At 72.0% G+C, this 25492-nt stretch carries 17 protein-coding genes and 1 pseudogene; 8 read left to right on the forward strand and 10 right to left on the reverse strand.

The genetic code is table 11. The features are described 5' to 3' along the window. Positions 1–231: 231 nt before the first annotated feature. Positions 232–1469: pseudogene (locus LCE31_RS15545) on the forward strand (ROK family transcriptional regulator). A 178-nt stretch (positions 1470–1647) separates the two neighbouring features. Here LCE31_RS15545 and LCE31_RS15550 read toward each other — a convergent pair. From LCE31_RS15550 to LCE31_RS15560, 3 genes are read right to left on the reverse strand one after another with little or no spacing between them, the layout of a single operon-like run. Further along, the gene (locus tag LCE31_RS15550) at positions 1648–2460 is read right to left on the reverse strand and encodes an ABC transporter ATP-binding protein (RefSeq protein WP_225014852.1); all 813 of its coding nucleotides are present in this window, start codon (positions 2458–2460) and stop codon (positions 1648–1650) included. Continuing rightward, positions 2457–3551, reverse strand: coding sequence for a FecCD family ABC transporter permease (locus LCE31_RS15555; RefSeq protein ID WP_225014853.1), 1095 nt, complete (start codon positions 3549–3551; stop codon positions 2457–2459). Before LCE31_RS15555 ends, LCE31_RS15550 begins: the two co-directional genes overlap by 4 nt. A 1-nt stretch (position 3552) precedes the next feature. Next, positions 3553–4557 carry an ABC transporter substrate-binding protein gene (locus tag LCE31_RS15560; RefSeq protein WP_225014854.1) on the reverse strand — a complete coding sequence of 335 codons (1005 nt, stop codon included), beginning with the start codon at positions 4555–4557 and terminating at the stop codon, positions 3553–3555. A gap of 542 nt (positions 4558–5099) precedes the next feature. On the opposite strand from LCE31_RS15560, the gene LCE31_RS15565 reads away from it, so the two are divergent. After that, positions 5100–5321: a hypothetical protein gene (locus tag LCE31_RS15565; protein ID WP_225014855.1), complete on the forward strand. Its 222-nt coding sequence runs from the start codon at positions 5100–5102 to the stop codon at positions 5319–5321. After that, a complete protein-coding gene (locus LCE31_RS15570) occupies positions 5308–6705 on the forward strand; it encodes an amidase (protein WP_225014856.1) in 1398 nt (465 codons plus the stop codon). The genes LCE31_RS15565 and LCE31_RS15570 overlap by 14 nt, the downstream gene beginning before the upstream one ends. A gap of 170 nt (positions 6706–6875) precedes the next feature. Here LCE31_RS15570 and efeB read toward each other — a convergent pair whose 3' ends face one another. The 4 genes from efeB to LCE31_RS15590 form a co-directional block, all read right to left on the reverse strand. Beyond that, positions 6876–8108: an iron uptake transporter deferrochelatase/peroxidase subunit gene (gene efeB / locus LCE31_RS15575; protein ID WP_225014857.1), complete on the reverse strand. Its 1233-nt coding sequence runs from the start codon at positions 8106–8108 to the stop codon at positions 6876–6878. Between the two features lie 64 nt (positions 8109–8172). After that, positions 8173–10290 carry an iron uptake transporter permease EfeU gene (gene efeU / locus LCE31_RS15580; protein WP_225014858.1) on the reverse strand — a complete coding sequence of 706 codons (2118 nt, stop codon included), beginning with the start codon at positions 10288–10290 and terminating at the stop codon, positions 8173–8175. Between the two features lie 293 nt (positions 10291–10583). Next, positions 10584–11219, reverse strand: a complete 636-nt coding sequence (locus LCE31_RS15585) for an NADPH-dependent F420 reductase (protein WP_225014859.1) — start codon at positions 11217–11219, stop codon at positions 10584–10586. A 35-nt stretch (positions 11220–11254) separates the two neighbouring features. Next, entirely contained in the window at positions 11255–11989 is a 735-nt protein-coding gene (locus tag LCE31_RS15590; RefSeq protein ID WP_225014867.1) for an SDR family NAD(P)-dependent oxidoreductase, read from the reverse strand. Positions 11990–12135: 146 nt separating this feature from the next. Here LCE31_RS15590 and LCE31_RS15595 point away from each other — a divergent pair, with 146 nt between their 5' ends. Next, complete coding sequence (locus LCE31_RS15595) at positions 12136–12747, forward strand: TetR/AcrR family transcriptional regulator (protein ID WP_225014860.1); 612 nt, start codon at positions 12136–12138, stop codon at positions 12745–12747. A gap of 290 nt (positions 12748–13037) precedes the next feature. On the opposite strand, the gene LCE31_RS15600 is transcribed toward LCE31_RS15595, so the two are convergent. Continuing rightward, positions 13038–13853 carry a class I SAM-dependent methyltransferase gene (locus LCE31_RS15600; protein ID WP_225014868.1) on the reverse strand — a complete coding sequence of 272 codons (816 nt, stop codon included), beginning with the start codon at positions 13851–13853 and terminating at the stop codon, positions 13038–13040. Between the two features lie 135 nt (positions 13854–13988). Next, the gene (locus LCE31_RS15605) at positions 13989–14708 is read right to left on the reverse strand and encodes a dienelactone hydrolase family protein (protein ID WP_225014861.1); all 720 of its coding nucleotides are present in this window, start codon (positions 14706–14708) and stop codon (positions 13989–13991) included. 511 nt (positions 14709–15219) lie between these two features. Between LCE31_RS15605 and LCE31_RS15610 the strand changes: the two genes are divergently transcribed. From LCE31_RS15610 to LCE31_RS15625, 4 genes are all read left to right on the forward strand, one after another. Further along, positions 15220–16764, forward strand: a complete 1545-nt coding sequence (locus tag LCE31_RS15610) for an FMN-binding glutamate synthase family protein (RefSeq protein WP_225014862.1) — start codon at positions 15220–15222, stop codon at positions 16762–16764. Positions 16765–16920: 156 nt separating this feature from the next. Then, positions 16921–17727 carry an alpha/beta hydrolase family protein gene (locus tag LCE31_RS15615; RefSeq protein WP_225014863.1) on the forward strand — a complete coding sequence of 269 codons (807 nt, stop codon included), beginning with the start codon at positions 16921–16923 and terminating at the stop codon, positions 17725–17727. Between the two features lie 262 nt (positions 17728–17989). Beyond that, positions 17990–20233 (forward strand): serine/threonine-protein kinase, encoded by a 2244-nt coding sequence (locus LCE31_RS15620; RefSeq protein WP_225014864.1) that lies wholly within the window; start codon positions 17990–17992, stop codon positions 20231–20233. 246 nt (positions 20234–20479) lie between these two features. Beyond that, a complete protein-coding gene (locus LCE31_RS15625; RefSeq protein ID WP_225014865.1) occupies positions 20480–22060 on the forward strand; it encodes a glycoside hydrolase family 88 protein in 1581 nt (526 codons plus the stop codon). Positions 22061–22194: 134 nt separating this feature from the next. Here LCE31_RS15625 and LCE31_RS15630 read toward each other — a convergent pair whose 3' ends face one another. Then, positions 22195–25008, reverse strand: a complete 2814-nt coding sequence (locus LCE31_RS15630) for a glycoside hydrolase family 2 protein (protein WP_225014866.1) — start codon at positions 25006–25008, stop codon at positions 22195–22197. Positions 25009–25492 lie beyond the last annotated feature (484 nt).

Here is a 25492-nt window from a genome sequence, read left to right on the forward strand (position 1 = left end):
GTGGGGGACAGGGGGAAGGACGGCTGCTCGCGAACACGGGGAGGCGCGGTTGCTGGACGCGGCAGGTGCTGGCGGGGTGCGTGCCGCGTCTGGCGCATTACCTAAATCCAATGAATGGATTAAGTCAACGTCTACTGCATAATCACGGTGCCCAAGTTCCGCGGGCGGGAGTCGAGTTCGTGGCCGCCGGCCGCACGCCCCCGCACGAGGGAGGAGCAGGAGCACCCCACCATGCGAAGCGGTACCAACCTGCCCCGAGTGGGCGGCTACAACCAGGCCGTCGTCCTGGACGCCATCCGTACGAGGGGGCCCGTCAGCCGTATCGAGCTGGGGCCGCTCACCGGGCTCACCAATCAGACGGTGTCCAACGTCGTGCGACGGCTGCTCGACGCGGGCCTGATCGCCGAATCGGGGCAGGCGCCCTCCAGCGGCGGCAAACGCCGCACCCTGCTGGTGCCGCGCGCCGACGGGGCCTATGCCCTCGGCGTGCACCTGGACCCGGACGCGGCCGTGATCGCCCTCGTCGACCTCGCGGGCTCGGTGCTGCGCAGCCGCCGCTTCGCCCTGCCGCGGCCCAGCGTCCCCGAGGAGGTGGTCGACGAGGTGGCCCGCGCCGCGCTGCGGCTGCCCGAGCACGCCGCCATCGACCGCGGTCGCCTGCTCGGCCTCGGCGTCGCCGCGCCAGGACCCATCGACGGCGGGACCGGCACGGTGGTGGAGCCGCCGAACCTCGCCGGCTGGAGACGCGTTCCGCTGCTCGACATTTCGCGAAAGCGACCGGCATGCCGGTGGCACTCGACAACGACGCGACGGCCGCGGCGATCGGCGAACGCTGGATCGGCGGCAAGAAGCGCGCGGACGGTTTCCTCTTCCTGTACATGGGCGCCGGTCTCGGCGCCGGCATCATGCTCAACAACCATGTCCTGCGCGGCGGCTCGGGCAACGCGGGCGAGATCGGGCACGTCCAGATCGAGGCCGGGCACCGCCTGTGTGATTGCGGAAGCAACGGTTGCCTCGGCCCGCACTGCAACCCCGCCGCACTGGTCGACGACCTGTTCGTCCGGCACGGCCGGGCCGCCGCGCGGCGCATCGGGCTCAGTGGCGAGCCCGGCGCGGTGCGCGCCGACTGGCGGCTGGTGCGGCGCGCGACCCGCGCGGGAGACCCGGCGGCCTGCGAGGTGGTGCGCCTCGCGGGCCGGCGGATGGGGCAGGCGGTACGCGGGGCCGTGGCCCTGCTCGACGTGAGCCGGGTGGTCCTGGGCGGCGAGGCGCTCGGCGGTGTCGAGCACGTCCTGGGCGACGAGATCGACGCTGCCGTCAACACCACCTCGGTGACCCGCACTCTGGGCAGGGTGACGGTGGAGCCCAGCCTGATCGGCGAGACCGCGGGAGCGGTGGGCGCCGCGTCACTGGTGCTCCATGGGCGCTACGCGCCGGGGTGGCGGATGCTGACGGAGGCGTCGGGGTGAGCGTCTCGTAGAAAACGCCACAACGCGGTAGCGCCGTAACGCAGTAGTGCCGTAACGCGAAAGTGCCACTGCCCCGCAACGCGGTAGCGCCGTAACGCCAGAACGTCGCGACGCGCCCCGGCGCACCGCGCACCCGCCGTGAGACGCGCGCGGTGCAGCGGCGCCCGGCCGCGTCCCGTCAGGGCCTGCGCAGCGGGGTCACCACCGGCCGGCCCCCGGGCTCCGTGGTGACCGTGACCCGGGCGGCGTAGACACGGGAGATCAGACGCTCGGTGACGACCGCGGCGGGTGTGCCGCTCGCCGCGACCCGCCCGTGGTCGAGCAGGACCAGCGTGTCCGCGTACTGGGCCGCGACGGTCAGGTCGTGCAGGGTGGTGACCACGGTCAGGCCACGCTCGGCGCGCAGATCGTCGATCAGGTCGAGGACGTGCTGCTCGTGCCCCAGGTCGAGCGCCGACGTGGGTTCGTCGAGCAGCAGCAGCCGGGGTTCCTGGGCCAGGGCCCGGGCCAGCGTGACGCGCTGCCGCTCCCCGCCGGAGAGCGCGGACAGGCGGCGGTCGGCGAACGGGGCGAGATCGAGTGCGGTCAGGGCGCGCTCCGCCGCCTGCCGGTCGCGGCCGCCGGGCCTGGCCAGATGGCCCAAGTGCGCTGTACGGCCCAGCAGTACGTATTCCCGGACGGTCATCTCCGGTGGCAGCACCGGGGCCTGGGGCACGTAGGCGACCAGCCGGGCCCGCTCCCTGCCGCGGAGGCGCCCGAGGTCCGCGCCGCCGACGCGGACGGTGCCGGTGTGACGGGCCAGCCCCGCCATGGCGCGCAACGCGGTCGACTTGCCCGCGCCGTTGGGGCCGATCAGCGCCAGCCAGCCGCCGGGCGGGACGGTGCAGGACACCGCATGCACGACCGGGGTGCCGGCGAGTTCGACGCCGAGGCCGCTCACATCGACGCCGGCGCTTTCGCGTGCTTCCTGCCGCGCGGCCTCCGGGGTCATGTGCGTACCGCTCGGGTGGTGCGCAGGATCAGTACGAAAGCGGGGGAGCCGATGAGCGCCGTCACCACGCCGATCGGCAGCTCGGCCGGTGCCACGACGGTGCGGGCCGCCGCGTCGGCGAGCACCAGGGACCCGGCGCCGAAGAGAAGGGACAGCGGGAGCACGAGGCGGTAGGAGGTGCCGGCGAGTCGCCGTACCGCGTGGGGGACGACGATGCCGACGAAGCCGATCAGCCCGCTGACCGCCACCGCGCTCGCCGCGGCCAGCGCGCAGGCCGCCACGACGATCAGCCGGATGGCGCCGGGGCGCAGCCCGAGGGCGCGGCTCTCCTCGTCGCCGACGGACAGCACGTCGAGGTGGCGCCCGTGCAGCAGCACCACCGTGACGGCGAGGGCGAGGTAGGGCAGGATCTCGGCACTCTGGTGCCAGGTGGCCGCGGAGAGGGAGCCGAGCAGCCACGAGTACACCTGCTGGATGTCCTGGCTCGACCGCTGGAGTACGTACGTCTGGACGGCGGAGAGGAACAGCGAGACGGCGAGGCCCGCCAGCAGCAGGGTCGAGGTGCCGGGGCCGCCGGTGACCCCGGCGAGGTAGGCGAAGGCGACCCCGGCCAGCGACCCGGCGAACGCGGCCGCGGGCACGGCGGGCGAGGCCGCGCCGCCCAGCGCGACGATGGCCACGGTCGCTCCGAGCCCGGCGCCCGCGGAGGAGCCGAGCAGGGAGGAGTCGACGAGCGGATTGCGGAACACCCCCTGGTAGCCTGCCCCCGCCAGCGAGAGCGCCCCGCCGACCAGCGCACCGAGCACCACCCTCGGCAGCCGGATCTGGAAGAGCACCCCGCGGTCCAACGGACTCATCGTGGACGGCAGATGGACGAACGGCAGCCGGTCGAGCAGCGCCGCCGCCGTCGCGAGCGGATTGAGGTCCGCGGCGCCCGCGGCGGCCCCCACGAGCACCGCGACCGCCAGGAACACCACGGCGGTGCCGTACAGGCGCGCGGTGCGGGCGCGACCGCCGGACCGCTTCCCGCCGGTCAGCTCCCGGCCGGGCCGCTCCCCGCCGGGCCGCTTCTCAGTGGCTGCGCGTCCCACGTCACCGGGCGTCCGCCCGCTTCACCGCCTCCGCGATCTCGTCGACGAGTTGCGGCAGCCGCGGGCCCCAGCGGGAGGCCACGTCGTCGTCCAGGCCGATGACCTGGTTCTCCCGCACCGCGGGGATGCCCGACCAGCCGGGCCGCGCCGCGACCACCTTCGGGCTCTGGCCGCCGTCGGACGGCCCGTTGTCCGTGAGGAAGATCAACTGAGGGCGGGCCGAGACGATGTATTCCTGCGACAGCTGCGGATACCCGCCGTCGGACGCCTTGTCGGCCTTGTCGGCGATGTTCTTCAGACCGAACAGCGACGCCACCTGTCCCACGAAGGTCGACGAGGACGCCGAGTAGTAGGGGGCGGCGCCCAGCTCCCAGTAGTAGGTGAGGCCGGTGTGGTGTGTGCCGGTGCGCGCGACCGTGCCGGCGATCGCCGACTTCATCCCGGCGACGGTGTGCGCGGCCTGCGGACCGTGCCCCGTGGCCCGGCCGAGCTGGTCGATCTGCGCGTAGACGTCGTCGATCGTCGCCGCGGCGGGCTCGATCAGCACCGGCACGCCCAGCTTGCGCAGCCCGCTCACCAGGCCGCCGGAGTCCTGGGAGGCGACGACCAGATCGGGCCGGTACTTCGTGATCGCCTCGATGTTCGGGGTCAGGCCGCTGAGGCTGGTGACCGGGGCACCGGAGGGGTGGTCGGAGTCCGAGTCGACCGCGACGACCTGCTTCCCCGCGCCCACGGCGTACAGGTCCTCGGTCGCGGTCGGCGAGAGCGACACGACACGCGCGGGCTTCCTGGCGACGGTGACCTTCCCGTTTTGCGGGGCCACCGTGACAGGGAAAGAAGCGGTGGAAGAGGCGGAGGCGGCGCTGGACGGCACGCCCCCGCCGGAGCCTCCGGAGCCGCAGCCGCCGAGAGCAGCGCAGGCCGCGAGGACGGCGGCGGTCGCCGCCAGCGCCCGCGAGAGCGGCGCACGCCGCAGTGGTGGGCGCGGAGCCGTTGGATGCGCCATGCGCGCTTCCTCCCGTGAAGACGGGAAGCGCCCGATCCATCGGCACGCCGCACCCGGACACGACCGGGCCGACACGACGGACCGCCCTTCCCACGAGGGCCGATGTCGTCACGCGGCAGGAGGCGACCTGGCTTGGGCCCCGGTGAAGAGGCCTTCACAGTTGCGGGACAGCGCCGGACTGGCCCGCGTTGCGGGCTTCACCGGCTTCGCTGCCTGACACGCCGCCGAGAACCGGCACACTCGCACGGCCACTCGGCCCGGGAACGTTAGCACGCGCCGCGGAACGCACCGGGGCCGACGGCCCCTCCATGCGGCGGCTGCCGGCTGGACCGCTCCCGGGCCGCTGCCGGCCGCGGAGCCGCGGCCGGGGCCAGACGCTCGGTCCCGGTCGACGCCGGTCGATGCCGGTCGGGTTCCGGGAACCGGCCGCACGACGCGGCGAGGCGGCCAGCCATCATATGAGAGAGGCAGGACAACCTCGTGGAACGGAGACGGAGTTGAATCCTTCACCGCCTCAGTGACCCGGAAGGCAGGAACCAGCCATGACCACCGCAGACCTCTCCCCGCAGGAGGCAGCCCGCTGGGCCCTCAGGGCCGGGCTGCCCCTGGACGCGGAGCGCCTCGATGTGGTGGCCGCCACGTCGAACCACATACACCACGTCGTCGGAGCCCTGCGCGCCCTGGACTTCCAGGAGACCCCGCCGGCCTCGACGTACCGCCCCGCGGCCACGGCGGAAAAGGAGCAGGCCGATGGAGCCGTATGAGCTGACCCTCGCGGAGGCGGCGAAGGCGATCGCCTCGAAAGAACTCTCACCCGTCGACCTGACCGGCTCCGTCCTGGCGCGGATCGAGGCGGTGGAAGGCCGCCTGAACGCCTACGTCTCCGTCGCCGCGGACACCGCCCGCCGTACGGCCGCCCAGGCCGAACGCGACATCGCGGCCGGCCGGTACCGGGGCCCGCTGCACGGCATCCCGATGGGACTCAAGGACCTCATCGACGTCGCGGGACTGCCGACCGGGGCCGGCTCCCGGGTCCGGGAGCACCATGTGGCCGCCCACGACAGCACGGTCGCGACCCGCCTCGGGGAAGCCGGGGCGGTCATGCTGGGCAAGACCCACACCCACGAGTTCGCCTACGGGCTGACGACCCCGCAGACCAGCAACGCCTGGGACACCGAGCGGGTGGCCGGCGGGTCGAGCGGAGGCTCGGCGGTCGCGGTCGCGGCGGGGGAGGCCACCTTCGCCCTGGGCACCGACACCGGCGGTTCCATCCGGGTCCCCTCGGCACTGAACGGGGTCGTGGGGCTCAAGCCCACCTTCGGACTCGTCTCCCGCCACGGTGTGACGTCCCTGTCCTGGTCCCTGGACCATGTCGGCCCCCTCACCCGCACGGTCGAGGACGCCGGGCTCGTGCTCGCGGCCGTCGCGGGCCACGACCCCGGCGACCCCTCCTCCCTCCACGCCGTGCAGGAGGCTGATCCGCGCCAGGCCGGCGACGACATCAGGGGACTGCGCGTCGGCGTCCCCCGCAACTACTACTTCGACCGCGTCGCCCCCGAGGTGGAGAAGGCGGTACGGGGCGCTGTCGCGCGCATGGAGGGCCTCGGCGCCGAGCTCGTCGACATCGGCATCCCGATGACCGAGTACATCCTGGCCACCCACTGGGGCCTCATGGTCCCCGAGGCCACCGCCTACCACGAGGAGACACTGCGCACGTCCCCGGAGCTGTACGGGCCGGACGTCAGGCTCCTGCTGGAAGCCGGTGAACTCGTCCTGGCGAGCGACTACCTCCGTGCGCAGCGCGCCCGTACCCTCATGCAGCGCGCCTGGGCGCGACTCTTCGACGAGGTCGACCTCATCGCGGCGCCGACCGTCACCTCCACCGCCGCCCGCAGCGACCAGCAGACGCTGCGATGGCCCGACGGAACGGTGGAGAGCGCGGCCGACACCTATTTCAGGCTGTCGGCCCCGGCCAACATCACGGGCCTCCCCGCGCTGTCCCTCCCCGTCGGGTTCGACGGAGCCGGGCTGCCCATCGGCATGCAGCTCATCGGCCGCCCCCTGGGTGAGGCCACGATCCTCAGGGCGGGCCGTGCCTACGAGGCGACCCGGTCCGGCGACGCCCGCCTCGCGCCCGTCCCGGTGTGATCCCGCCCCGGCCGCGACGCGCCTCTGGCCGGCCGCCACCGGTCAGGGGCCGGCCGGGGGTTCACGCAACGATGCCGCGACCTGGCGGCCGGGGCCGGTCCTCCACCGGTGCGCGCCGGTGCCGTGACGGCCGTGGCGCAAGCCGTACCGCGGCCTCCGGCCTCTCGGGGTCATGCCAGGAGCTGCCGTCCGAACCAGTCCCGTGAGTCGGCCACCCCGGGGAGGGCGAAGAAGTAGCCGCCGCCGAAGGGCTGGACGTAGTCCACCAGGGGCTCGTCGATCAGACGCTCCTGAACCGTCTCGAACTGGCGGTGCAGATCCTGCTGGTAGCAGGCGAAGATGTGCCCGCACCGCAGATTGCCGTTCTCGTCCATGCCCAGGTCGTAGTTGTACGAGCGACGCAGCAGGCGCTGGTCGCTCGTGGCGTGGGTGCGCGGGTTGGCCAGCCGGATGTGGGCGTCCAGAGGGATCACCTGGCCGTGGGGGTCCTTGGCGTAGTCCGGGACATCCGTCTCCGCGTTGCCGTCCAGCGGTGCCCCGCTGTCGCGGCGGCGGCCGAACATCATCTCCTGCTCGTTGATCGACACCCGGTCCCAGAACTCCACGAGCATCCGTATCAACCGGACGACCTGGTAGGTGCCGCCCCGTGCCCAGGCCGGTTCGGCCGGGTCGTCCACCCACACCAGCTCCCGGGCGGTGCCGCCCGCGGGGTTCGCCGTGCCGTCCTTGAAACCGAGCAGGTTGCGAGGGGTGCCGGAGGGACGTGGCGGCGATCCGTACCCTTCCATCTTCCAGCGCAACTGCATGCCGCCCCGGGTGTGCTTGGCGAGGTCGCGGATCGCGTGGTGGAGCGTGTCGGGGTGGTTCGCGCACAGCTGGAGCAGCAGGTCGCCGTGGCTCCAGCGGGCCTCCGGCGCGTCGTTGGGGAAGGTCCGCATCGGCGTCAGGTGCAGCGGCTTGGCGTGGGACAGGCCGTAGCGGTCGTCGAAGAGGCTGGACCCGACGGCGAGGGTGAAGGTCAGCCCGTCGGCGGGGACGTCGGGACCGAGCACGTCGCTGTCCGAAGGGGGCTGGCTGACGCCCAGGTCGGGCGGGGTACCGCCGGAGGTGAGGAAGCGGGCCCGCTGCGTGAGGGTGTGCATCAGGTCGACCAGCTCGGGGCGTTTCTCCGCCGTCGCGTCGAAGGCCGCGAAGACGGAGAAGCGCTGCTGGTGCGGGGGGCCCGGGGTGAGGACACCCGACTGGTGCGTGCCGTGGAAGGGGTAGGACTCCGGCACGGCGGAGCCGTGGTCGGTGCCGCTGGCGTCGGCGCGGGCGCCTGCGGCCAGAAGGCCGCCCGTCAGAGCGGTGCCGGCGGCTCCGGCGGCACCCCCTTGGATGAACGCGCGTCGGCTGACGCCCATGGCAGGTCTCCTTGGTCGGGTCGTGGTGGCGGAGCGGGGGCAACGGGCCCTGTGCGGGCGCGAGTCAGCGGGACAGCGGCACTTCGAGGAGGTCGGGAACCGAGGCAAGGGTCTCCAGGACGCTGCCGATGCGGGCGTCCACCTGCTGGCGCCGGGCCAGCGGGACATCCGGGAAGGGCTGCCAGCCGCCGCGGGTACGGGTCGCCCGCAGCGCCGAGTCCAGTGAGTCGAGCTGAGCGGTGGCGGTCGGCAGGAGCTTGGGCGAGCGGGGTTCGATGAGCGGTGCCAGCTCGTTCAGAACCACCCGCGTTCCCGCGACGTCGGCCTCGGTCTCCGCGTACATGGCGCCGGAGCCCTGGTCCGCGGCGCCGGTCAGACGGTCCCGGAGGGCGTCCTCCAGGATCTCGTGCGAGCGCACGGGCAGATCAGTCGGATCGACGGTGACCTGGGGGAGCTTGCGGCGCAGGGTCGCCACGTCAGTCTTCAGCCGATCGGCGACGGGCAGCAGTTCACCGGTGCCGGCGCCGTGCCACAGGCCGTATTCCAGGCGGTGCAGGCCGGTGAAGTCTTTGTCGTGAACGCCTCCGGGGAGGCCTTGGGGCAGTCCGTCGACGGCGTCTCCGAGATCGCCGAAGCTTCCGTAGGCGGCACCGACCTCGTCCCAGGTGAGCTGGGCGGGCAGCCAGTCCTTGCGCGCGGTGTCCATGTGGTGGTGGGCGATGTCCTGCCTGATCGCCTCGACCTGCTTGGCCAGGGTGGCGAGCTTCGGGGCGACATAGGCACGGTACCGGGTGGCCGCCGGCTGGAGATCCGCCACGGACACCCGCTTGACCGCGACCGGCGCCCTGCCCGTGGAGGCCGAACCGGCGTCTATGGTCACGGCCTTGGAACTGGTGGTCCCGCGGCCGGACATCAGGCATTTGAAGGTGTACTGGCCGGCGCCGAGCGTCGCGTTCATCGTGCCGGTGGTGGCGGGGCCCAGCGTCTCGATCTCGGCGACGATGGCGCCCGAGGCGTTGTCCAGGTTGATCTCGCCCGCCCGGCCGGACCGGTTGGCGACCTGGAAGGTCTGCGCGCCGGCGTGCGCGGTGGACCAGCCGTCCGCACAGCCGGACGATGTGACGGTGACCCGCGTGCCGTCGGAGGCGCTGCCTCCGGAGGGCAGGAACAGCACAACTCCCGTGGCCACGAGCGCCGGTACGGCCACGATGACGATGCCGACCGTCCACGGGCCGCGCCGGCCGAGGAGACCGGACCCGACGGGCTGGGCCGCCGGGGCGCCGGTGGGGACTCCCGCTGCCCGCGGGACCGGGGCGCCGGTGGCGGGGCCCGTCTCCGGTGCGGGGCGTGCGGACGCGGGCGAACGCGCCGCCCTGACGAAGAGTGTGAGGGTGACCCCCAGGTACACCGCCCACGCGACGACCTGGAGCACCGTCATCCGGGTGGTGAGCTCGGTCACGCCGGTGATCAGTGTGACCCACCACGAGCTGGTCGGAATCGTCCCGCTGACATCGAACGCCATCCAGGTGTGGCCGGGGAGCAGCCCCGCGTTCTGGAGCTCGCCGAGACCGTACGCCAGCACGCCCGCCGTGATCACGATCAGTGCGAAGGCCGTACGGGAGAAGAACACACCGAGGTTGACGCGGATCGCCCGGCGGAACAGCAGCCAGCAGATCAGGCAGGCGAGCGCCAGTCCGAGTCCGGCTCCCACGAGCGGGGACACCGTCTCGCCGGAAGCCCTGGCCGCCGTCCACAGGAACAGTGTGGTCTCCAGGCCCTCCCTGCCCACCGCGAGAAAGGCCGTGGCGGCGAGGGCGCCCGCCCCGACCTGGGAGGCCGCCGCCACCTTGGAGCGCAGCTCGCCCGACAGGCTCGCGGCGGTCCTCCTCATCCAGAAGACCATCCCCGTCACGAGGACCACCGCGAGCACGCTGAGCAGGCCGCCCACCGCCTCCTGGCCGCCGCTGGAGAGCACATCGGTGGAGAACGTCAGCACCGTCGCGAAACTCGCCGCCACGGCCACGGCCCCGACCACGCCCAGCCACACGGGCGCGGTGGACACGCGGCCGCCTTCGCCCGCGGTGCGGCGCAGCGCCGCCAGCAGGATGCTGACCACCAGTCCTGCCTCAAGTCCTTCCCGCAACCCGATCAGAAGGTTGGGGAACGCGTCAGCCCAAGTCATGGAGGTAAGGTAAGCCATGCCTCAGTCATGACGCTCCGCACCCCTCCTGCGAGACGCAGTCTCGGGGCGTCCGGCCGGTTGCACGGGTCGGTCGTCGGACCCACCGGATCGAACGACGCCCGCAGGCCCGGGAGGCGCGACCGCCCCTCACCGTGCGGCGACCACAGTACGAGGATGTGACCGGCGCGGTGGTGGTGCCCGGACGGCCGCGGGCACCACCACAGTTCTGCACCGCCGACACCTGCTGTGCGCCGACGCGGCCCTGTCCCTGGCCCTCTGCTTTCGGTGAGCCGTCAACCGTCCGCGCGGACGGGCAGTTCGGTGACGCCGAGGGCGAAGTCCAGGTTCCCCACCCCGTGGCCCGCGAGGCCCACCGTCACCACGCCTGCTCCTTCCAGCCAGTGCGCCATTTTCAGGCCGCCGACGTCCAGCGGGCGCAGCCCGAGACTCTCGACGAACGCCGCCACACCTGCCTTGGCCCGCGCGTCGTCACCGGCGATGAAGACATCGGGCCGCCCCTTCTCCAGGACCTCCCGGAAGATGGTGTTGAACGCCTTCACCACACTCGCGCTTGCCGGGGCGGCCTTGGCGACTTCCCGCGCGATCGAGGTCTCCTCGCGGTGCGCCAGCCCGTCGAACGTGGAGTTGAAGGGATTGCTGATGTCGACGACCACCTTGCCCGCGAGGGCGTCTCCGTACTGGGCGACGGCCGGTACGACGCCGTCGTACAGCAGGGCCACGATGACGATGTCGCCGGCCGGGGCGGTACCCCACTCTCCCGTCGTGGCGCCGCCACCGAGCGCCTTGGCCAGGTCGGCGGCCTTGGACTGATCGCGGCCCATGATCTCGACGGTGTTGCCGCCCGCCGTCGCCCGGGCGCCGAGGGTGCGCGCCATGTTCCCGGTGCCGATGATGGTGATGTTGCTCATGAGATGTCCTGCCCTGGTTGTGGTGGTGGCGCGCTTCAGATCGCGGTGGTGCCGCCGTCGGCGACGAGTTCCATGCCGTTGACGTAGCTGGAGTCGTCGGAGGCGAGGAAGAGGGCGGCGGCGGCGATCTCGTCGGGGTGGCCCATCCGGCCGCGCGGGATGAGCGACTCGAACTGGCGCTTGGTCGCCTCGTCGAAGAGTTCTTCCTGCTTGGGGGTGGCGACCTGGCCCGGCGTCAGCACGTTGACGCGGATACGGCGGTCCTTGAGCTCGTTGAGCCAGACGCGGGCCCAGGCCTGCTGCACGGCCTTGCTGCCGGCGTAGACGCTCCAGCCGGGGAAGGCGCCGAGGGAGGCGTTGGAGCCGGTCATGAGGATGGAGCCGCCGTCGTTGAAGAGCGGGAGGGCCTTCTGGACGGTGAACAGGGTGCCGCGGGCGTTGAGCCCGAACCAGGTGTCGAACTGGGCCTCGGTGATGTCGCCGAGCGGGGCGGGCTCGCCCCCGCCGGCGCTGGCCCACAGCACGTCGAGGCTTCCCTTCTCCCGCCTGACGGTGTCGTACAGGCGGTCCAGGTCGTCCAGGTCGGCGGCGTCGCCCCGCACGCCGGTGACGTTGCGGCCTATCTGCTTCACGGCATCGTCCAAGGCGTCCTGGCGGCGGCCGGTGATGAAGACGTACGCCCCCTCGTCGACGAACAGCTTCGCGCCGGCCAGCGCCATGCCGGAGGTGCCGCCGGTGATGACCGCGACCTTGCCGTCGAGCTTTCCCATAGTCATTCCCTTGAGTCGATGGTGCGGAGCGCACCGCGGGGATGACGGTGTTATGTACACCGCCCTGTGTGCTTACGGTACGGGGTGGATGAGCGCGAGGCAAACTATGTACACCGGTCGTTACCCTGCTGCGGTACGATGGCCCCATGACGGAGTTGGAGAAGGGCCCCACGGGGCGCCGCCGCGGCCGGGGCGCCCGCGAGCGCATCCTCAGCGCGTCGCAGCAGCTGTTTCGCGACCAGGGCATCAACCGCACCGGGATGGACCAGCTCTGCGCGGCGGCCGAGGTGTCCAAGCGCACGGCCTACCAGCACTTCGCAGGCAAGGACGACCTCGTCGCCGAGTACCTGCGCCGGTTCGACCCCTCGGTCCTGTCGGGCGTGTTCGACCGCACTGATCTCACGCCCCGCGAACGCCTCCTCGCGGCCTTTGACGTCCCCGCCACCACCCCGCTGTGCCCGTACATCGCCGCCGCCGTCGAACTCCACGACGCCCAGCACCCCGCGTCCCAGTACGCGCGCGACTACAAGAAGGCCGTCGCCGCACGGCTCGCGGACACCGCCCGCGAGGCCGGAGCCGCCGATCCCGAGCAGCTCGGCGAGCAGCTCGCCCTGCTCCTCGACGGCGCCGCGGCCCGCAGCCGGGTCCTCGACGCCGACGCCTTCCCCACCGCCGCCGCCATCGCCGTCGTCCTCATCGACAACGCGATCCCGGCCGCCGCGGGCGACGACCGGCGACCGGAGGAAGCCTCACGGTGACGTGGCGCCCCGCGGCCGGTCCGACCGGCTCCGACGCGACCGGGCACCCGCCGCACGGGAACGGGACAGGAACTGGGACGAGAGCGGAAATACGGAAATGGGGACGGGAACGTGAACGGGCTCCGGTCGGGTCCGCTTCGAGGGTCGCGTGACTCTCGGCTGGAGCACCGGGACGCGTCCGCTTGAGCGCGGTCGTACGCGGGCAGTGCGCGCACGGCCGGCCAAGCACAGACCCGCGTTTACTCAGCGGACCATGGCGCGATCACTCCCGGCACCAGCCGGGAGGCGTTCTACCGGCGGACCGCCGAGATCAGCCCGCCGGGTCGCTCCTCGCGCCGCGGCGGGGTGCTGATCGGGCGGCCGTAGGCGGCAGCGCGCTCGCGCAGAGTGTGGCTCTTGGCCTGCCAGCCGTGCCCGGCCAGCCAGCCCACCGGATCGTCGGGCATCTCCGAGACCCACATGGACGCCGCCGATCCCGGCGCGGCGCCCGCGCCGAAGCGCTCGATCACGCCGCGCGAGCCCAGGGTCAGCCCCATCCGACTGCCTGCCGCCGACCGCGCACTGATTCGGGCCAGCAGCAGCTCCACCGCGTCCTCGGGCAGATAGATCAGCAGCCCCTCGGCGATCCACGCGGTCGGTACGGTCGGGTCGTGCCCGGCGGCGGCCAGCGCGCCCGGCCAGTCCTCGCGCAGATCCACCGGGACGGTGATCCGCTCACAGCGTGCGGCGGCCCGCTCCTGACGCAGTACCGACGCCTTGAACTCCAGGGGCTCGGCGGTGTCGACCTCGAACAGCCGGGTGCCCTCGGGCCAGTCCATCCGGAAGGCCCGGGTGTCCATGCCGGCGCCGAGCAGCACGACCTGCCTGACACCGGACCGGGACGCCTCTTTCAACAGGTCGTCGAGGAACTTCGTCCTGATGACGATGGAGAACGACACGGCCAGCGCGCGGCGTCGCGCGGCCTCGTCATCGTGTGGCGGCGGCGAGGAGGGCCACCGGCCGCCGGCGGTGGCGAAGGCCTGGGCCAGCGGGTCGCGGAACAGTGCGTTCTCCCGCGCGGTCTCCAGCGCCCGCACCCTGGCCACGCCCACCGCCGTGGCCCACACTCCCGACGGCCGCACCCGCTCCCGCTCATCGCTCACCGCGCCAGCCTAGGGGAGCGGCTTCCAGGGGCCTGACGAGGGGAGCGGATTCACCGTGTGTGGGTCCGACGGCCCGGCCTCACCTCAGGTGTCGACGGCTCACCTCAGGTGCCGGGCGAAGAAACGGTTCCCGTCCTCGACCTCGAACCACGGGGTCCCGACGTGTCCGCCCAGATTGGCGTGCAGCGTCTTCTCCTCGGCGCCGAAGGCGTCGAACAGGTCGAGGGCCCGCTGACGGGGGTTCCCCTCGTCGTCCCACTGCAACAGGAACAGCAGCGGAACGGTGACCTGCGGGGCCTCCTCGCGCTGCGCCCGGGGCACGTAACCACCGGCGAAGAAGCCGGCGGCCTCGATGCGCGGTTCGGCCACCGCCAGCCGAATGCCGACGGCCGTCCATCCCGAGTACCCGACGGGGCCGCCGATCTCGGGCAGGGAGAGCAGAGCGTCCAGGGTGGTCCGCCACTCCGGTACCGCCTTGTCGACCAGCGGGCCGATGAAGGACTCCAAGATCTCGTCGACCGGCTCGCCCGCCCGCATGGCCAGGCGGAGGTCGGCGCGGGCCCGCTCGTCGCCGCTGGAGCGGGGGCGGTCGCCGGACCCGGGGGCGTCGATGGCGGCCACCGCGTAGCCGTTCGCCGCGGAGTGCAGGGCCCGGGCCACCAGCCGGGGTTCCCTCCTGGGCAGGCCGTTGTTGTGGGCCATGAGGATCAGTGGCGCCGGTGCGGAGCCAGGTGTCCACAGGGTGCCGGGGATCTCGCCGAGGGTGAATTCGCGTTCGAGGACGCCGTTGTCGAGGCGTCGTTCGGAGGTGAACCGCATGGTCGTGCCTTTCGGGAGTGCTCGGAAACGGCGCTCCCGGACGACCTATCGCCCGGCCGTGACCCCGGAGGGGAGCACCCGCGTCGATACTGCGTTCACGGGTACCACCTCCTCGTTCTCTCGCACGGCCTCGGGAAACCTAGCAGCGGCCGCGGCGCTCCACCAAGCGGATTTTCGCGCGGCCCCGGCGACCGGCCACCACGGGGCCGGGCACCGCGGCCGGCCACCACGGGCCCGGCCATCGCGCGGGACCTGGTCGCGCCCTTGGCGGCCGCCGCGGCCCGTCGCCAGCGCGGGCGCGCTCGCCGGTGGGCGGCGCCGCAGGGGACCGGAGGCCACCGGCTACCGCCCGGCGACCCTCGTCACGTGCCTGGACGGGCGGCTCCTAAGATGAAATTCCGTGTTCTCCGACGGACGCTGACGCTCGCCTGGTCGTGCCCGCCGCACCATGCCCGACACGACGGGCCCCACCGCACGGCGATGGAGCCGAGCACCGAGGAGAGGAACGTTCATGCGCGCCCGGAGTATCGCAGCGGCCACCGCGGCAGCACTGGCGGCGGTGGCAGCCCGCGACCTCGTCCAGAAGAAGCACGCACTGCTCCGGAACTACCCGGTGCTCGGGCACGCCCGGTACGTGCTGGAGACGATCGGGCCGGAACTGCGGCAGTACATCGTGACCTCCAACGACGAGGAGCGCCCGTTCAGCCGTGACCAGCGCACCTGGATCTACGCGTCGGCCAAGGAGCAGAACAACTACTTCGGGTTCGGAACCGACAATGACGTCGAGCACATGCAGGGGCACGCGTACCTGAAGCAGCGTACGTTCGCCGGGGAGCTGCCCGACGTGCACGACCCGCGCGCCGCACTGCCCTCGGCCAAGGTGCTGGGCGGACCGCGCGGGCGCGCCAAGGCGTTCAGGCCGGCGAGTGTCGTGAACATCTCGGCGATGAGCTTCGGATCGCTCTCCGGTGCGGCGGTCACGGCGCTCAACAAGGGCGCGGCGCTCGCGGGCACGCTCCAGAACACGGGTGAGGGCGGCCTCTCGCCGTACCACCGCAACGGCGGCGACCTCGTCCTTCAGCTCGGCACGGCGTACTTCGGCTGCCGCAACGAGGACGGCAGCTTCAGCCTCGACAAGCTCAAGGACGTGGTCGCCGGCGCCCCGGTCAAGGCGATAGAGATCAAGCTCTCCCAGGGCGCCAAGCCGGGTCTCGGCGGGATGCTGCCGGGCGCGAAGGTGACCCCGGAGATCGCCGAGATCCGAGGCATCCCGCTCGGCGAGGACTGCGCCTCCCCGTCGCGGCACACCGCGTTCAGCGACGTCGACTCGATGCTCGACTTCGTCGAACTGCTCGCCAACGAGACCGGCCTGCCGGTCGGGATCAAGAGCGCGGTGGGCGAGATGGACTTCTGGCAGGAGCTGGCCAAGCTGATGGCGCGTGGCGACCGCGGTGTCGACTTCGTGACCGTCGACGGCGGCGAGGGCGGTACCGGCGCGGCGCCGCTGACCTTCGCCGACTCGGTGTCCCTGCCGTTCAGGATGGGCTTCTCCCGGGTCTACGGCACCTTCGCCGAGCTGGGGCTGACCGACGAGGTGACCTTCATAGCATCCGGCAAGCTCGGCCTGCCCGAGAACGCCGCGGTCGGCTTCGCGCTGGGCGCCGACATGATCAACGTGGCGCGTGAGGCGATGCTGTCGATCGGCTGCATCCAGTCCCAGAAGTGCCACACCGACAAATGCCCTACCGGCATCGCCACCCAGAACCCGCGGCTCGCCCGCGGTATCGACCCGGTCTCGAAGTCCGCCAGGGCCGCCGCCTACCTGGTCACCCTGCGCAGGGAGCTGATGAAGATCTCGGCGGCCGTCGGTGTCGCCCACCCGGCACTCATCACAGCCACCGACATCGAGGTCATGAACGGCGACTACGACGCCCGCACGCTGCGCAGCGTCTACGGCTACAAGGACGGCTGGGGCGAGCTCGGCCCGCACCTCGCCGAGGAGATCACCGCACTGCTCACCACCAAGCCGGCGGCCGAGCAGCAGCCGCTCGTCTGACGAGCCGGCGCCGGCAGGCGTCGCGTCCCCGCCCGGAGCCCGCGACACCGGGCAGCACCAGTCCCGTCCGGGCCCGGAGCCCGCGCGGCACCGCTCCCGTCCGCCCCTCCCGCCCCGCGCATGCCCGCGAACAGTCCACGGCCAGGTGATGACAGCATGATCGAAAAAGTGCGATTCCAGAGCACCGTCGGCCCCGAACTGGCCGGAGTGATCGACCTGCCGGAGGGCGAGGTCCGCGGCTGGGGACTGTTCGTGCACGGCTTCACCCTCGGCAAGGACTCGCCGGCCGCCTCGCGCGTCAGCAAGCAACTGGCCCGCGAGGGGATCGGCATGCTGCGCTACGACAATCTCGGGATCGGGGAGTCCGACGGCGACTGGGGGGACGGTTCCTTCACCATCAAGGTCCAGGACACCCTCCGCGCGGCGGCGCTGATGGCGGAGCGAGGGACTCCGGTGGACCTGCTGGTGGGGCACTCGTGGGGAGGCGCCGCCGCCCTGGCCGCGGCGGCCGAGGTGACGGGCGTCCGCGCGCTCGCCACCATCGGGGCGCCCGTCGACCCGAGCCACGTCGAGCACCAGTACGACACGGTCATGGACCGCGTCCTCAGCGAGGGGGCGCACGAGTGGTTCGTCGGCGGTCGGACGCTGGTCCTCAAGCGCGCCTTTGTCGAAGACGTGCACCGGGCGCAACTGCGGGACGGGATAGGCGAGTTGAACCTGCCGCTCCTCGTCCTGCACTCGCCTGCCGACGCGACCGTCGACATCGCCAACGCCGGGGAGATCTTCCGCGAGGCACGGCACCCGCGCAGCTTCGTCGCGCTGGAGGGCGCGGACCATCTCCTGACCGCACGAGGACAGGCCCAGCGCGCCGCCCACATCATCAGCGCCTGGGCCGATCAGTACGTCAACGCGTCCCGGCCCGCGGGAAAGGGTTTTCACATGGTGGACAGCCCGGCCGGATAGGCAGGCGTCCGCCGTCGCGGAGCCGTACCGTCCACCGGGCGTCCGCCCTCGTGGAGCCGTACCGTCCACCGGGCGTCCGCCTTCGACGAGCCGCGCCGTCCGCCGGGCGTCCCCTGCCCGGGTCGTACGGCGAGGGGCGGCCCGGGCCCTCCTGCCGGTCCCCCGCTTTGCTATGCCGTAATGCTCTGCGGCTAGGTTTGTCGCAGGACAGGTACGCAGGCCCGTGGCGGCAGAGGTGCACGGGGGACGGAGGTCGGGAACGGTGTCGCTGCGCGAGGGTGACCCAGCCGAGATCGGCGGCTATCCGCTTGAGGCGCGGCTCGGCTCGGGCGGCATGGGCACGGTCTTCCTGGCCCGTATGAGCTCAGGGCGGCCCGTCGCGATCAAACTGATCCACCAGCAGTACGCGGGGGACGACGAGTTCCGCATCCGTTTCCGCCAGGAGGTGGCGGCGGCCAGGCGGGTGAGCGGCGCGTTCACCGCGGCCGTGGTCGACGCCGCCCCCGAGGCCGAGCAGCCGTGGATGGCGACGACCTATATCGAGGGACATACGCTCGCCCAGCACATGGCCGCGAAGGGCCCGCTGAACGGAGCGGAACTCAGGAGGCTCGCCATCGGGCTGGCGGAGGCCCTGCGCGACATCCACCGGGTGGGGGTCGTCCACCGTGACCTGAAGCCCTCCAACGTCGTGCTCTCGCCCGAGGGGCCGCGCGTCATCGACTTCGGGATCTCCCGCGCGGTCGACCAGCAGACGCTGACGATGACCGGGCGGGTCATCGGCACGCCGCCCTTCATGTCGCCGGAGCAGTTGCAGGCGCCGCGCGGTGTGGGGCCGCAGTCCGATGTCTTCTCGCTGGGAACGCTGCTGGTGTACTCGGCGACCGGGCACGGGCCCTTCGACGCGGACAGCCCCTACATGACGGCGTACCAGGTGGTGCACGAGGAGCCCTCGCTCGACGCCGTCCCGGCGGCGCTGCGCGCGGTCGTCGAGCCGTGCCTGGGGAAGGAGCCCGAGGGGCGCCCCTCGGCGGACGAACTCCTCGTCCTGCTGCGGGACCTGCCGGCCGACCTCGGCGGGACGGCCGCCGGCGGGGCCGCGGCGGGCAGCACCCGGGACATGATCACCCAGCAGCACCTCGGGACGCGGGACACCCCGGCACCGACCGGCGAGGCCATCGCCCCGGACGGTTCCGGCGCAGGGAGCACCGGCACGCAGATCGGCCACCGGCTGCGTCGCCGATGGCGTCCTGTGGTCGCGACCGCGGTCGCGCTGGCGGCGATCGGCGGGGGAGTGGCCGCACTGCAGACGGACGGCTTCCGGGGGAGCGGCGGTGACGGCAAGGGCGCCGGCGTCGCGGCGCCGGCCGCCGCACTGCCTGACGGCTTCAGGCCATGGCGCGAGTCCGTGCTGGGAGGTCGCAAGGACACCCCGGACGAGCTGCGTTGTGTCGCACACGGTGACGCGCTGTTCTGCGGGGGCGGCGGCGTTGTCGCGACCCGTATCAGGGCGCGGGACGGCTCGCGGGTGTGGAAGGTGGACAGCCCCGGCGTCCCCACCCAGGGTACATACCTGGTGGGCGCCACCGACAACACCGTGCTCGGTTACCGGTTCGCCGACCAGGACGACCCGCACGGCCCTCCCAGCGAGGTCGTCGCCATCGACGCGAACAGCGGCCGTGAGCTGTGGTCCGTGGCCTCCGGCACCCAGTCGACGGCCGTCACGGGCCGCACCCAGGACGCCCTTGTGGCCGGTACGACCGTCGTCACGGTCGACGCCGCCAACTCCCGCTTCGAGGCCAGGGACGCACACAGCGGTGAGGTCGCCTGGACGAGGACGTTCCCCGCGGGCAAGCAGTGCGCTCCCGTCCTGTCGGGTTCGCGGCTCCTGGCGATGTGCGCCGCGAGCACCGAGGTGAACGCCACGGACGTACGCCACTCCACCCTCTACACCCTCGACCGGACCTCGGGGGCACTCGGCAGGCCCATCCCGGTGAGCGGCGCCGCCGTGCCGGTGGGGGGCGCCGACGGCAGGCTCGTGCTGCTCCAGCAGCACTTCGAAGGACCCGAGCTGACCGGCTACGACGGGGTCGTGCGGGTCGATCCCGCTTCGCGGAAGGTCACGTACGCCCGGCTGGGCAAAACGTACGCGGGCTCACCCGGCCTGGCGGACGGCACGCTGTACGTGAGCGCGCAGACCGGTCTCGTCACCGCGCTCGACCCCGCGACCGGCCGGAAGAAGTGGTCGCGGCAGACCGCCGTGGAGGGTGCCTCGGGTCCCGTGGCGGCGGCCGGGGCGCTCTATTTCAGCTCGGCGACCGGCCGGGTGGTGGCGCTGTCGCAGAACAGCGGCGCCCCCCTGTGGGCGACCAACCCGCGGGTCGATGCCCTGACGAGCGACGAGGGACCGAGTCCGCGGGTGACCGTGGTGGGGCGGGCGCTGGTCGTGGCCGCGGCCAAGAACACGTTCTTCGCGTTCGACGCGACGAAGCCGCCGAAAGCGGGCTGACCGGGCGGAACCGGGCGCCTCCCGCCCCCCGGGACACCAGACGGATGGGGGGCGTTCGCCGTGCGCCGGCGGGACTGGACCACACGCCCAGAGCGTCCACGAGGCGGACCAGGCGAACCTCAGGTAATACGTATTAAATCTTGACTTCCCCCGAGGGCGGCGCCACGATCCCTCAGGCCGCCGGGTCTGTCCGTGCGCCCCCTCTCCCGGGGCGGGCGCCGAGAGCGAGTGGGAAGGAAGTCTCACATGCACTACAGGGCTTTAGCCGCGGTGATCGGAATGGTCGTCGCGAGCTCCGCGGTGACATCCGGTCCGGCACACGCGTCGTCGGCGGGGCCGTCGACCCCGGCACGCGCGGCGTCGTCGGTGTACGAGGCGGAGGAGGCGACCGTCTTCCACGGCACCGTGGACTCCGATCACACGGGATTCACCGGTACGGGCTTCGTCAACACCACCAACGAGGCCGGAGCTTACGTCGACTTCACCGTGAACGCGCCGGCCGCGGGTGCCGCGACGCTGGACCTGCGCTACGCGAACGGAACGGCGGCAGGGCGGAAAAGCAGTGTGAGCGTCGACGGCACGGTGGTCTCCACACCGGCGTTCGGCCCGACCGCGAACTGGGACACCTGGGCCGCCGCCCGGGTCCCCGCGACCCTCAAGGCGGGCGCGAACCACGTGCGCGTCGTCAGCACCACAGCGGGAGGCCTGCCCAACCTCGACTCGCTGACCGTGTCCGACACGCAGGGCACCGACTGGGCAGACGCGGTAGTGGATTCCACCATGAGCAGATACACACCGTCGGCCATCGGCGGGTGGAGCTACCCGGTCGCCCTCTACCTGATGGGTCAGTACCAGGTCGCGCGGAGGACGACGGACCCCGCACGCCGGGCAGCGCTGATCGCGTACATCAAGGCCTGGGCGGACCGGTTCGTGGACGCCTCCGGACACATCGACAACAGCTTCGACAGCCTGGACAGCATGATGCCCGGCCAGGTGATGATCGCGATGTACCGCGAGACCGGCGAGGCCAAGTACCGCCTCGCGGCCCAGCAGATCCACGACAGGCTGCTGCCCGCCGGCGGATACCCGACCACGAGCGACGGCGGATTCTGGCACGGCGACGGCGCCGACCGGGCCGACCAACTGTGGGCCGACGGCACGTTCATGGCCGACCCCTTCATGGCGCAGTACGGCAAGTACATCGGCGACAGCACTCAGTCCTTCGACATCGCGACGAAGCAGTTCGTCGTCTACGCGAGCCATCTGCAACAGCCGAACGGCCTGTTCAAGCACGCCTATGACGCGTCCAGGTCGGCTTCGTGGGCGGACCCGGACAGCGGGCTCTCCCCCGAGTACTGGTGCCGTGCCATCGGGTGGGCCGGGATCGCCGCCACCGAGATGCTCGACCTGATTCCGCCCGATCACCCGCGCCGCGCCCAGCTGATCTCGGTCGTACGCAACCTGGTCCGCGGCATGGCCGCCTCCCAGGACCCGTCGAGCGGGCGCTGGTTCCAGGTCGTGGACAAGGGGGCCAGTGCCGGCAACTGGACCGAGACGTCGTGCTCGGCGATGTTCACCCAGACGGTGGACGCCGCGATCAAGGGCGGCTACGTCTCACGCGACGACTACCAGGGCACGGTCGACGCTGGGAAGAGCGGCGAACTGGGCCGGATCTCCCTGCATACGGACGGGCTGACGTACCTCACCTCGATCTCCGTCGGCACCAACGTCGGGGATTACTCGTATTACGTCGACCGGCCCCGAGCCACCAACGACTTCCACGGGCTGGGCGCGTTCCTCTACTTCTACGAGGAGGCGTACCACTGACCTGCCCCTGGAGCCCCTCGGCCGGGAGTCCGCCGGCCGCGGGCCCCCGGGACAACGGGTGGGGCCGGCCGGGGCCGGCCCTGACCGTGCCTTTTCCGTACGGTCCGTACTCCGCCGCCCTCCCCGCGCTCCGGTCAGCCGCCGAAGGTCTTCGTCGGTGGATGCGTCGACAGCGCCGCCTGGTTGAACGTGACCGCCACGCCGTGCCCCCGCAGCCGGGAGGCACGCTGGTCGATCTTCCAGCCGTCGACCCGTACCCCGATGTCCCTGTGGTCGCGGACCTGCTCGGCAGTGAGCATGACCCGGACGGTGCTCGACTCACCGCCCACCAGGTTCAGGTAGTTGTCGTCGAACGTCGCCGGCAGGACGCGCTCGCCGGTCCGGGTGTCGTACACCTGGAGGTGCACCATCAGCGCCGCGGCCCTGCCGGTGTTCGCGACCTTTACGGCCAGTTCGAGGCCGTCCCGCCCGTGCTTCGCGTCGGCCACGACCGAGACGGCCGCGGGGGCCATATCGTCCAGGCTCAGGAATCCCGCGGCCCGGGACGGGTTCTCGATCCAGTAGAAATTGCGGACCAGTTCGGCCCCGTGCCCGTCCTTGAAGGAGAGCCTGACGAAGGCGACGTCGGAGGGCGCGCCGTTCAGCTGCGCGGCGACGTCGCCGATCACGGTGTGGTCGGACGCGGCGGCCCCGCCGACGCGCAGGGACGTGTCGGCGAACGCCTTCCCGTCCAGGTCGTAGAGCGTGACGGCGACGGTGCCCCGCACGGCCGCCCGCGTGTGGTTGGCCACCACCACGTCGTACGTCTTGCTGTCGAGGATCACGTTGACGCGCCGGCAGGCGTGCTGGACCGCGTAGAACGACGAGTGCGCCTCCAGGTCGTGGCTGTACATCTGCCAGACGAAGCTGGGCTGCGCGGGATTGGTCATCCACATGATGACGCCGGTGCGCGGGTACGGCTTCCCGGGCGCGGCGCTCTCCATGTTCGCGGCGTGCGACTCGTAGATCGACTTGATGCACTCGTAGTTCATCAGCTGCGACTTGCGGGCGAAGTCCGGGAGGTTCCGCAGCTCGCCGTAGCGCTGTGCGGTGATCTGGAGGTATCCCGCGCCGCCGCCGTTGCCGCCGTTGCCGTTGACGTCCCGGTCGGCCCAGGAGTCGTCCGGGTGCTCCCACGACGCCTCGGGGATCATCTTCCTGATGAACTCGAGCGTCGGGATCGAGTACGACCCCACCTCGTTGTGGAACGGCGGCCACTGCGTGCCGTCGTTGATGCCGAAGTGGGTGCTGGGGGTGACCCAGTGGTACGGCCCGCCCGAACTGTAGCCGGCGATGGGGTCCTTGCCGGTGTCGCCGGCCGAGCTGGTCAGTGAGGCGCGCTTGGGGTCCAGCTCGGCGACCAGCGCGTCCAGGCCGTCGATGAGGGGCTGCGGCGGCGGGCCCTCGTTGCCGCCGCACCACAACAGGACCGAGGGGTGGTTGCGGAAGCGCACGATGCAGTCCCGGATGTTGTCCAGGTCGCGGGTCTGGTTCGCCGGCGGGGGACCTTCCGTCGAGCAGAAGAAGTCCTGCCAGACGAGGATGCCGAACTCGTCGCAGGCTTCGTAGAAGTCCTCGGTGCTGTTCTGGCCGTTCCAGTTCCGGATCAGGTTGAGGTTGGCCTCGCTGTGCAGCCGCACCTCTGCACGCAGCCGCTCCCGCGGAATGCGTCTGAGGGCCTCGTCCAGGCCCCAGTTGCCGCCCATCACCAGGATCGGCTGGTTGTTGACGGTGATCGCAAGGCAGTCGACCGGTGTGCCCTCCTGCGACTGGATCGGCTTGGTGTACTCGATCCGCCGGACGCCGAAGTCCACGGTCCGCTCGTCGAGGACCTGGCCGCCGGACTCGACGCCGATGGAGAGCCGGTAGCGGTAGGGGTCGCCGTATCCGTTGGGCCACCACAGCTTCGGGCGGTGCAGCCGCAGTGCGGCGATGTCCTTCGGCGTCACCGTCACCGTGGACGCTCCGGCCGGGACGGTGATGGTGCGGCTGAACGTGCGGCCGTCGAGCGTACCTCTGACCACCACGGAGCGGGACGAGTCGAAGGCGCTGTCGAGGGTGAGGCCGATCGCGATGTCGGCCGTGCCCAGATCGGCGGAGAGCGTCGGATCGACGTGCACGTCGGTGAGCCGGATCTGGCCCGTGGTGGACCAGGTGACCGGCTGCCAGATGCCCAGGTCCCGGTCGGGGATGGTGGGCAGCCAGTCCCAGCCCGCCGTGCAGAAGGCCGTCGGCCCGTTCTTCAGGGTGATGCCGGTCTTGCCGCCGTTGCGCCCGCCGCGGGTCACGCCGCTGGCGTAACTCGGCAGGGACGGCGGGTCGGTGTAGTCCAGCTTGCCGACCAGCACCGCCAGGTACGCCGTGCCGTCCGCCTTCGCGATGATGTCCGTGACATCGAAGACGCCCTGTTTGAACGCGCCTTCTATGGTGCCCACCCGGGTGCCGTTGAGCCAGATGGTGCCGAGGTAGTTGATGCCGTCGAAGCGCAGCCAGAACCGCTGGCCGGGGATCAGCCGGGGGACGGGGAAGGCCACCCGGTACCAGTAGTCGGTGTCCTTGAGGGTGTCCGGGATCGTGTCGGTCACGATGTGCCCGTACAGCGGATCGGGGTACTCGCCGTTGGCGATCATGCTGGTGAGTGGTGTGCCCGGCACAACGGCCGGCTTCAGACCGGTGATGCGCCGTGCGCTGGCCACCTGGTCTCCGGGCGGTGTCGTCCCGTCGGCCGGCGTGAAGGTCCATCCGCTGGTGATCTCGTGGCCGTCGATACGGAGGGGGCGGGCGGCCCCGGTGGCGGTGGAGCGCGGCGCCGCGTCGGCGGTGCCGGACCATCCGAGGGTGCCGAGAACACCGCCGCCTGCGGCGGCGATCCCACTGGACAGGAAACGCCTGCGATTCAACTGGGTCACGTCGCTCCCGAAGCGTCAATTGACAACGTTGTCAGTCCTGACATGAACTCTATGGTTCGGCGCCCCCGGTCCCTTTGTCAACGGGCGGGGAGGGTCCTGTGTGGAAAGGGCCCGGCCGGGCGGGCGCGTCCAACTGCCCCTCCGCGGTGTCCTCTGACGGGACGGGACGTCAGCTTCGCGCGGCGGGGTGCTTGAAGGCGGGTGGGGTGCCGGGCTGCGTGGGCACGCAGGGCTTTCGGGCTGACGGCGAGGGCAGGGAACGGAAGATGTTCCTGTCCGGGGGAGTGAACTCGCGGCGGATGTGGTGGTCTTCTCGGCGGGGTGTCCGTGCGCGCGGCCAACTGGCAGGAGGCTGCGGCCTGTCGGTGGGGAGTGCGGCGGGCTGCCGGACGTGGCATGCCGTACCGAGGAGCCGCGCGTGCACGCTCTCGTCCGGTCGGCGGTCGGTTGCCGCTACGAGGCGGGGTGGGCCGTGCCCGGGGAG

This window comes from Streptomyces sp. 8L (genome assembly GCF_020176795.1).
Taxonomy (GTDB): Bacteria; Actinomycetota; Actinomycetes; order Streptomycetales; family Streptomycetaceae; genus Streptomyces.

What these genes read in the sequence shown, in the direction of transcription:
- LCE31_RS15550 (WP_225014852.1), bottom strand. Translation starts at nt 2,460, where the DNA reads ATGACCCCGGAGGCCGCGCGGCAGGAAGCACGCGAAAGCGCCGGCGTC.
- LCE31_RS15590 (WP_225014867.1), bottom strand. Translation starts at nt 11,989, where the DNA reads ATGGGAAAGCTCGACGGCAAGGTCGCGGTCATCACCGGCGGCACCTCC.
- LCE31_RS15560 (WP_225014854.1), bottom strand. Translation starts at nt 4,557, where the DNA reads ATGGCGCATCCAACGGCTCCGCGCCCACCACTGCGGCGTGCGCCGCTC.
- LCE31_RS15595 (WP_225014860.1), top strand. Translation starts at nt 12,136, where the DNA reads ATGACGGAGTTGGAGAAGGGCCCCACGGGGCGCCGCCGCGGCCGGGGC.
- LCE31_RS15585 (WP_225014859.1), bottom strand. Translation starts at nt 11,219, where the DNA reads ATGAGCAACATCACCATCATCGGCACCGGGAACATGGCGCGCACCCTC.
- LCE31_RS15570 (WP_225014856.1), top strand. Translation starts at nt 5,308, where the DNA reads ATGGAGCCGTATGAGCTGACCCTCGCGGAGGCGGCGAAGGCGATCGCC.
- LCE31_RS15605 (WP_225014861.1), bottom strand. Translation starts at nt 14,708, where the DNA reads ATGCGGTTCACCTCCGAACGACGCCTCGACAACGGCGTCCTCGAACGC.
- LCE31_RS15615 (WP_225014863.1), top strand. Translation starts at nt 16,921, where the DNA reads ATGATCGAAAAAGTGCGATTCCAGAGCACCGTCGGCCCCGAACTGGCC.
- efeU (WP_225014858.1), bottom strand. Translation starts at nt 10,290, where the DNA reads ATGACTTGGGCTGACGCGTTCCCCAACCTTCTGATCGGGTTGCGGGAA.
- LCE31_RS15565 (WP_225014855.1), top strand. Translation starts at nt 5,100, where the DNA reads ATGACCACCGCAGACCTCTCCCCGCAGGAGGCAGCCCGCTGGGCCCTC.
- efeB (WP_225014857.1), bottom strand. Translation starts at nt 8,108, where the DNA reads ATGGGCGTCAGCCGACGCGCGTTCATCCAAGGGGGTGCCGCCGGAGCC.
- LCE31_RS15625 (WP_225014865.1), top strand. Translation starts at nt 20,480, where the DNA reads ATGCACTACAGGGCTTTAGCCGCGGTGATCGGAATGGTCGTCGCGAGC.
- LCE31_RS15610 (WP_225014862.1), top strand. Translation starts at nt 15,220, where the DNA reads ATGCGCGCCCGGAGTATCGCAGCGGCCACCGCGGCAGCACTGGCGGCG.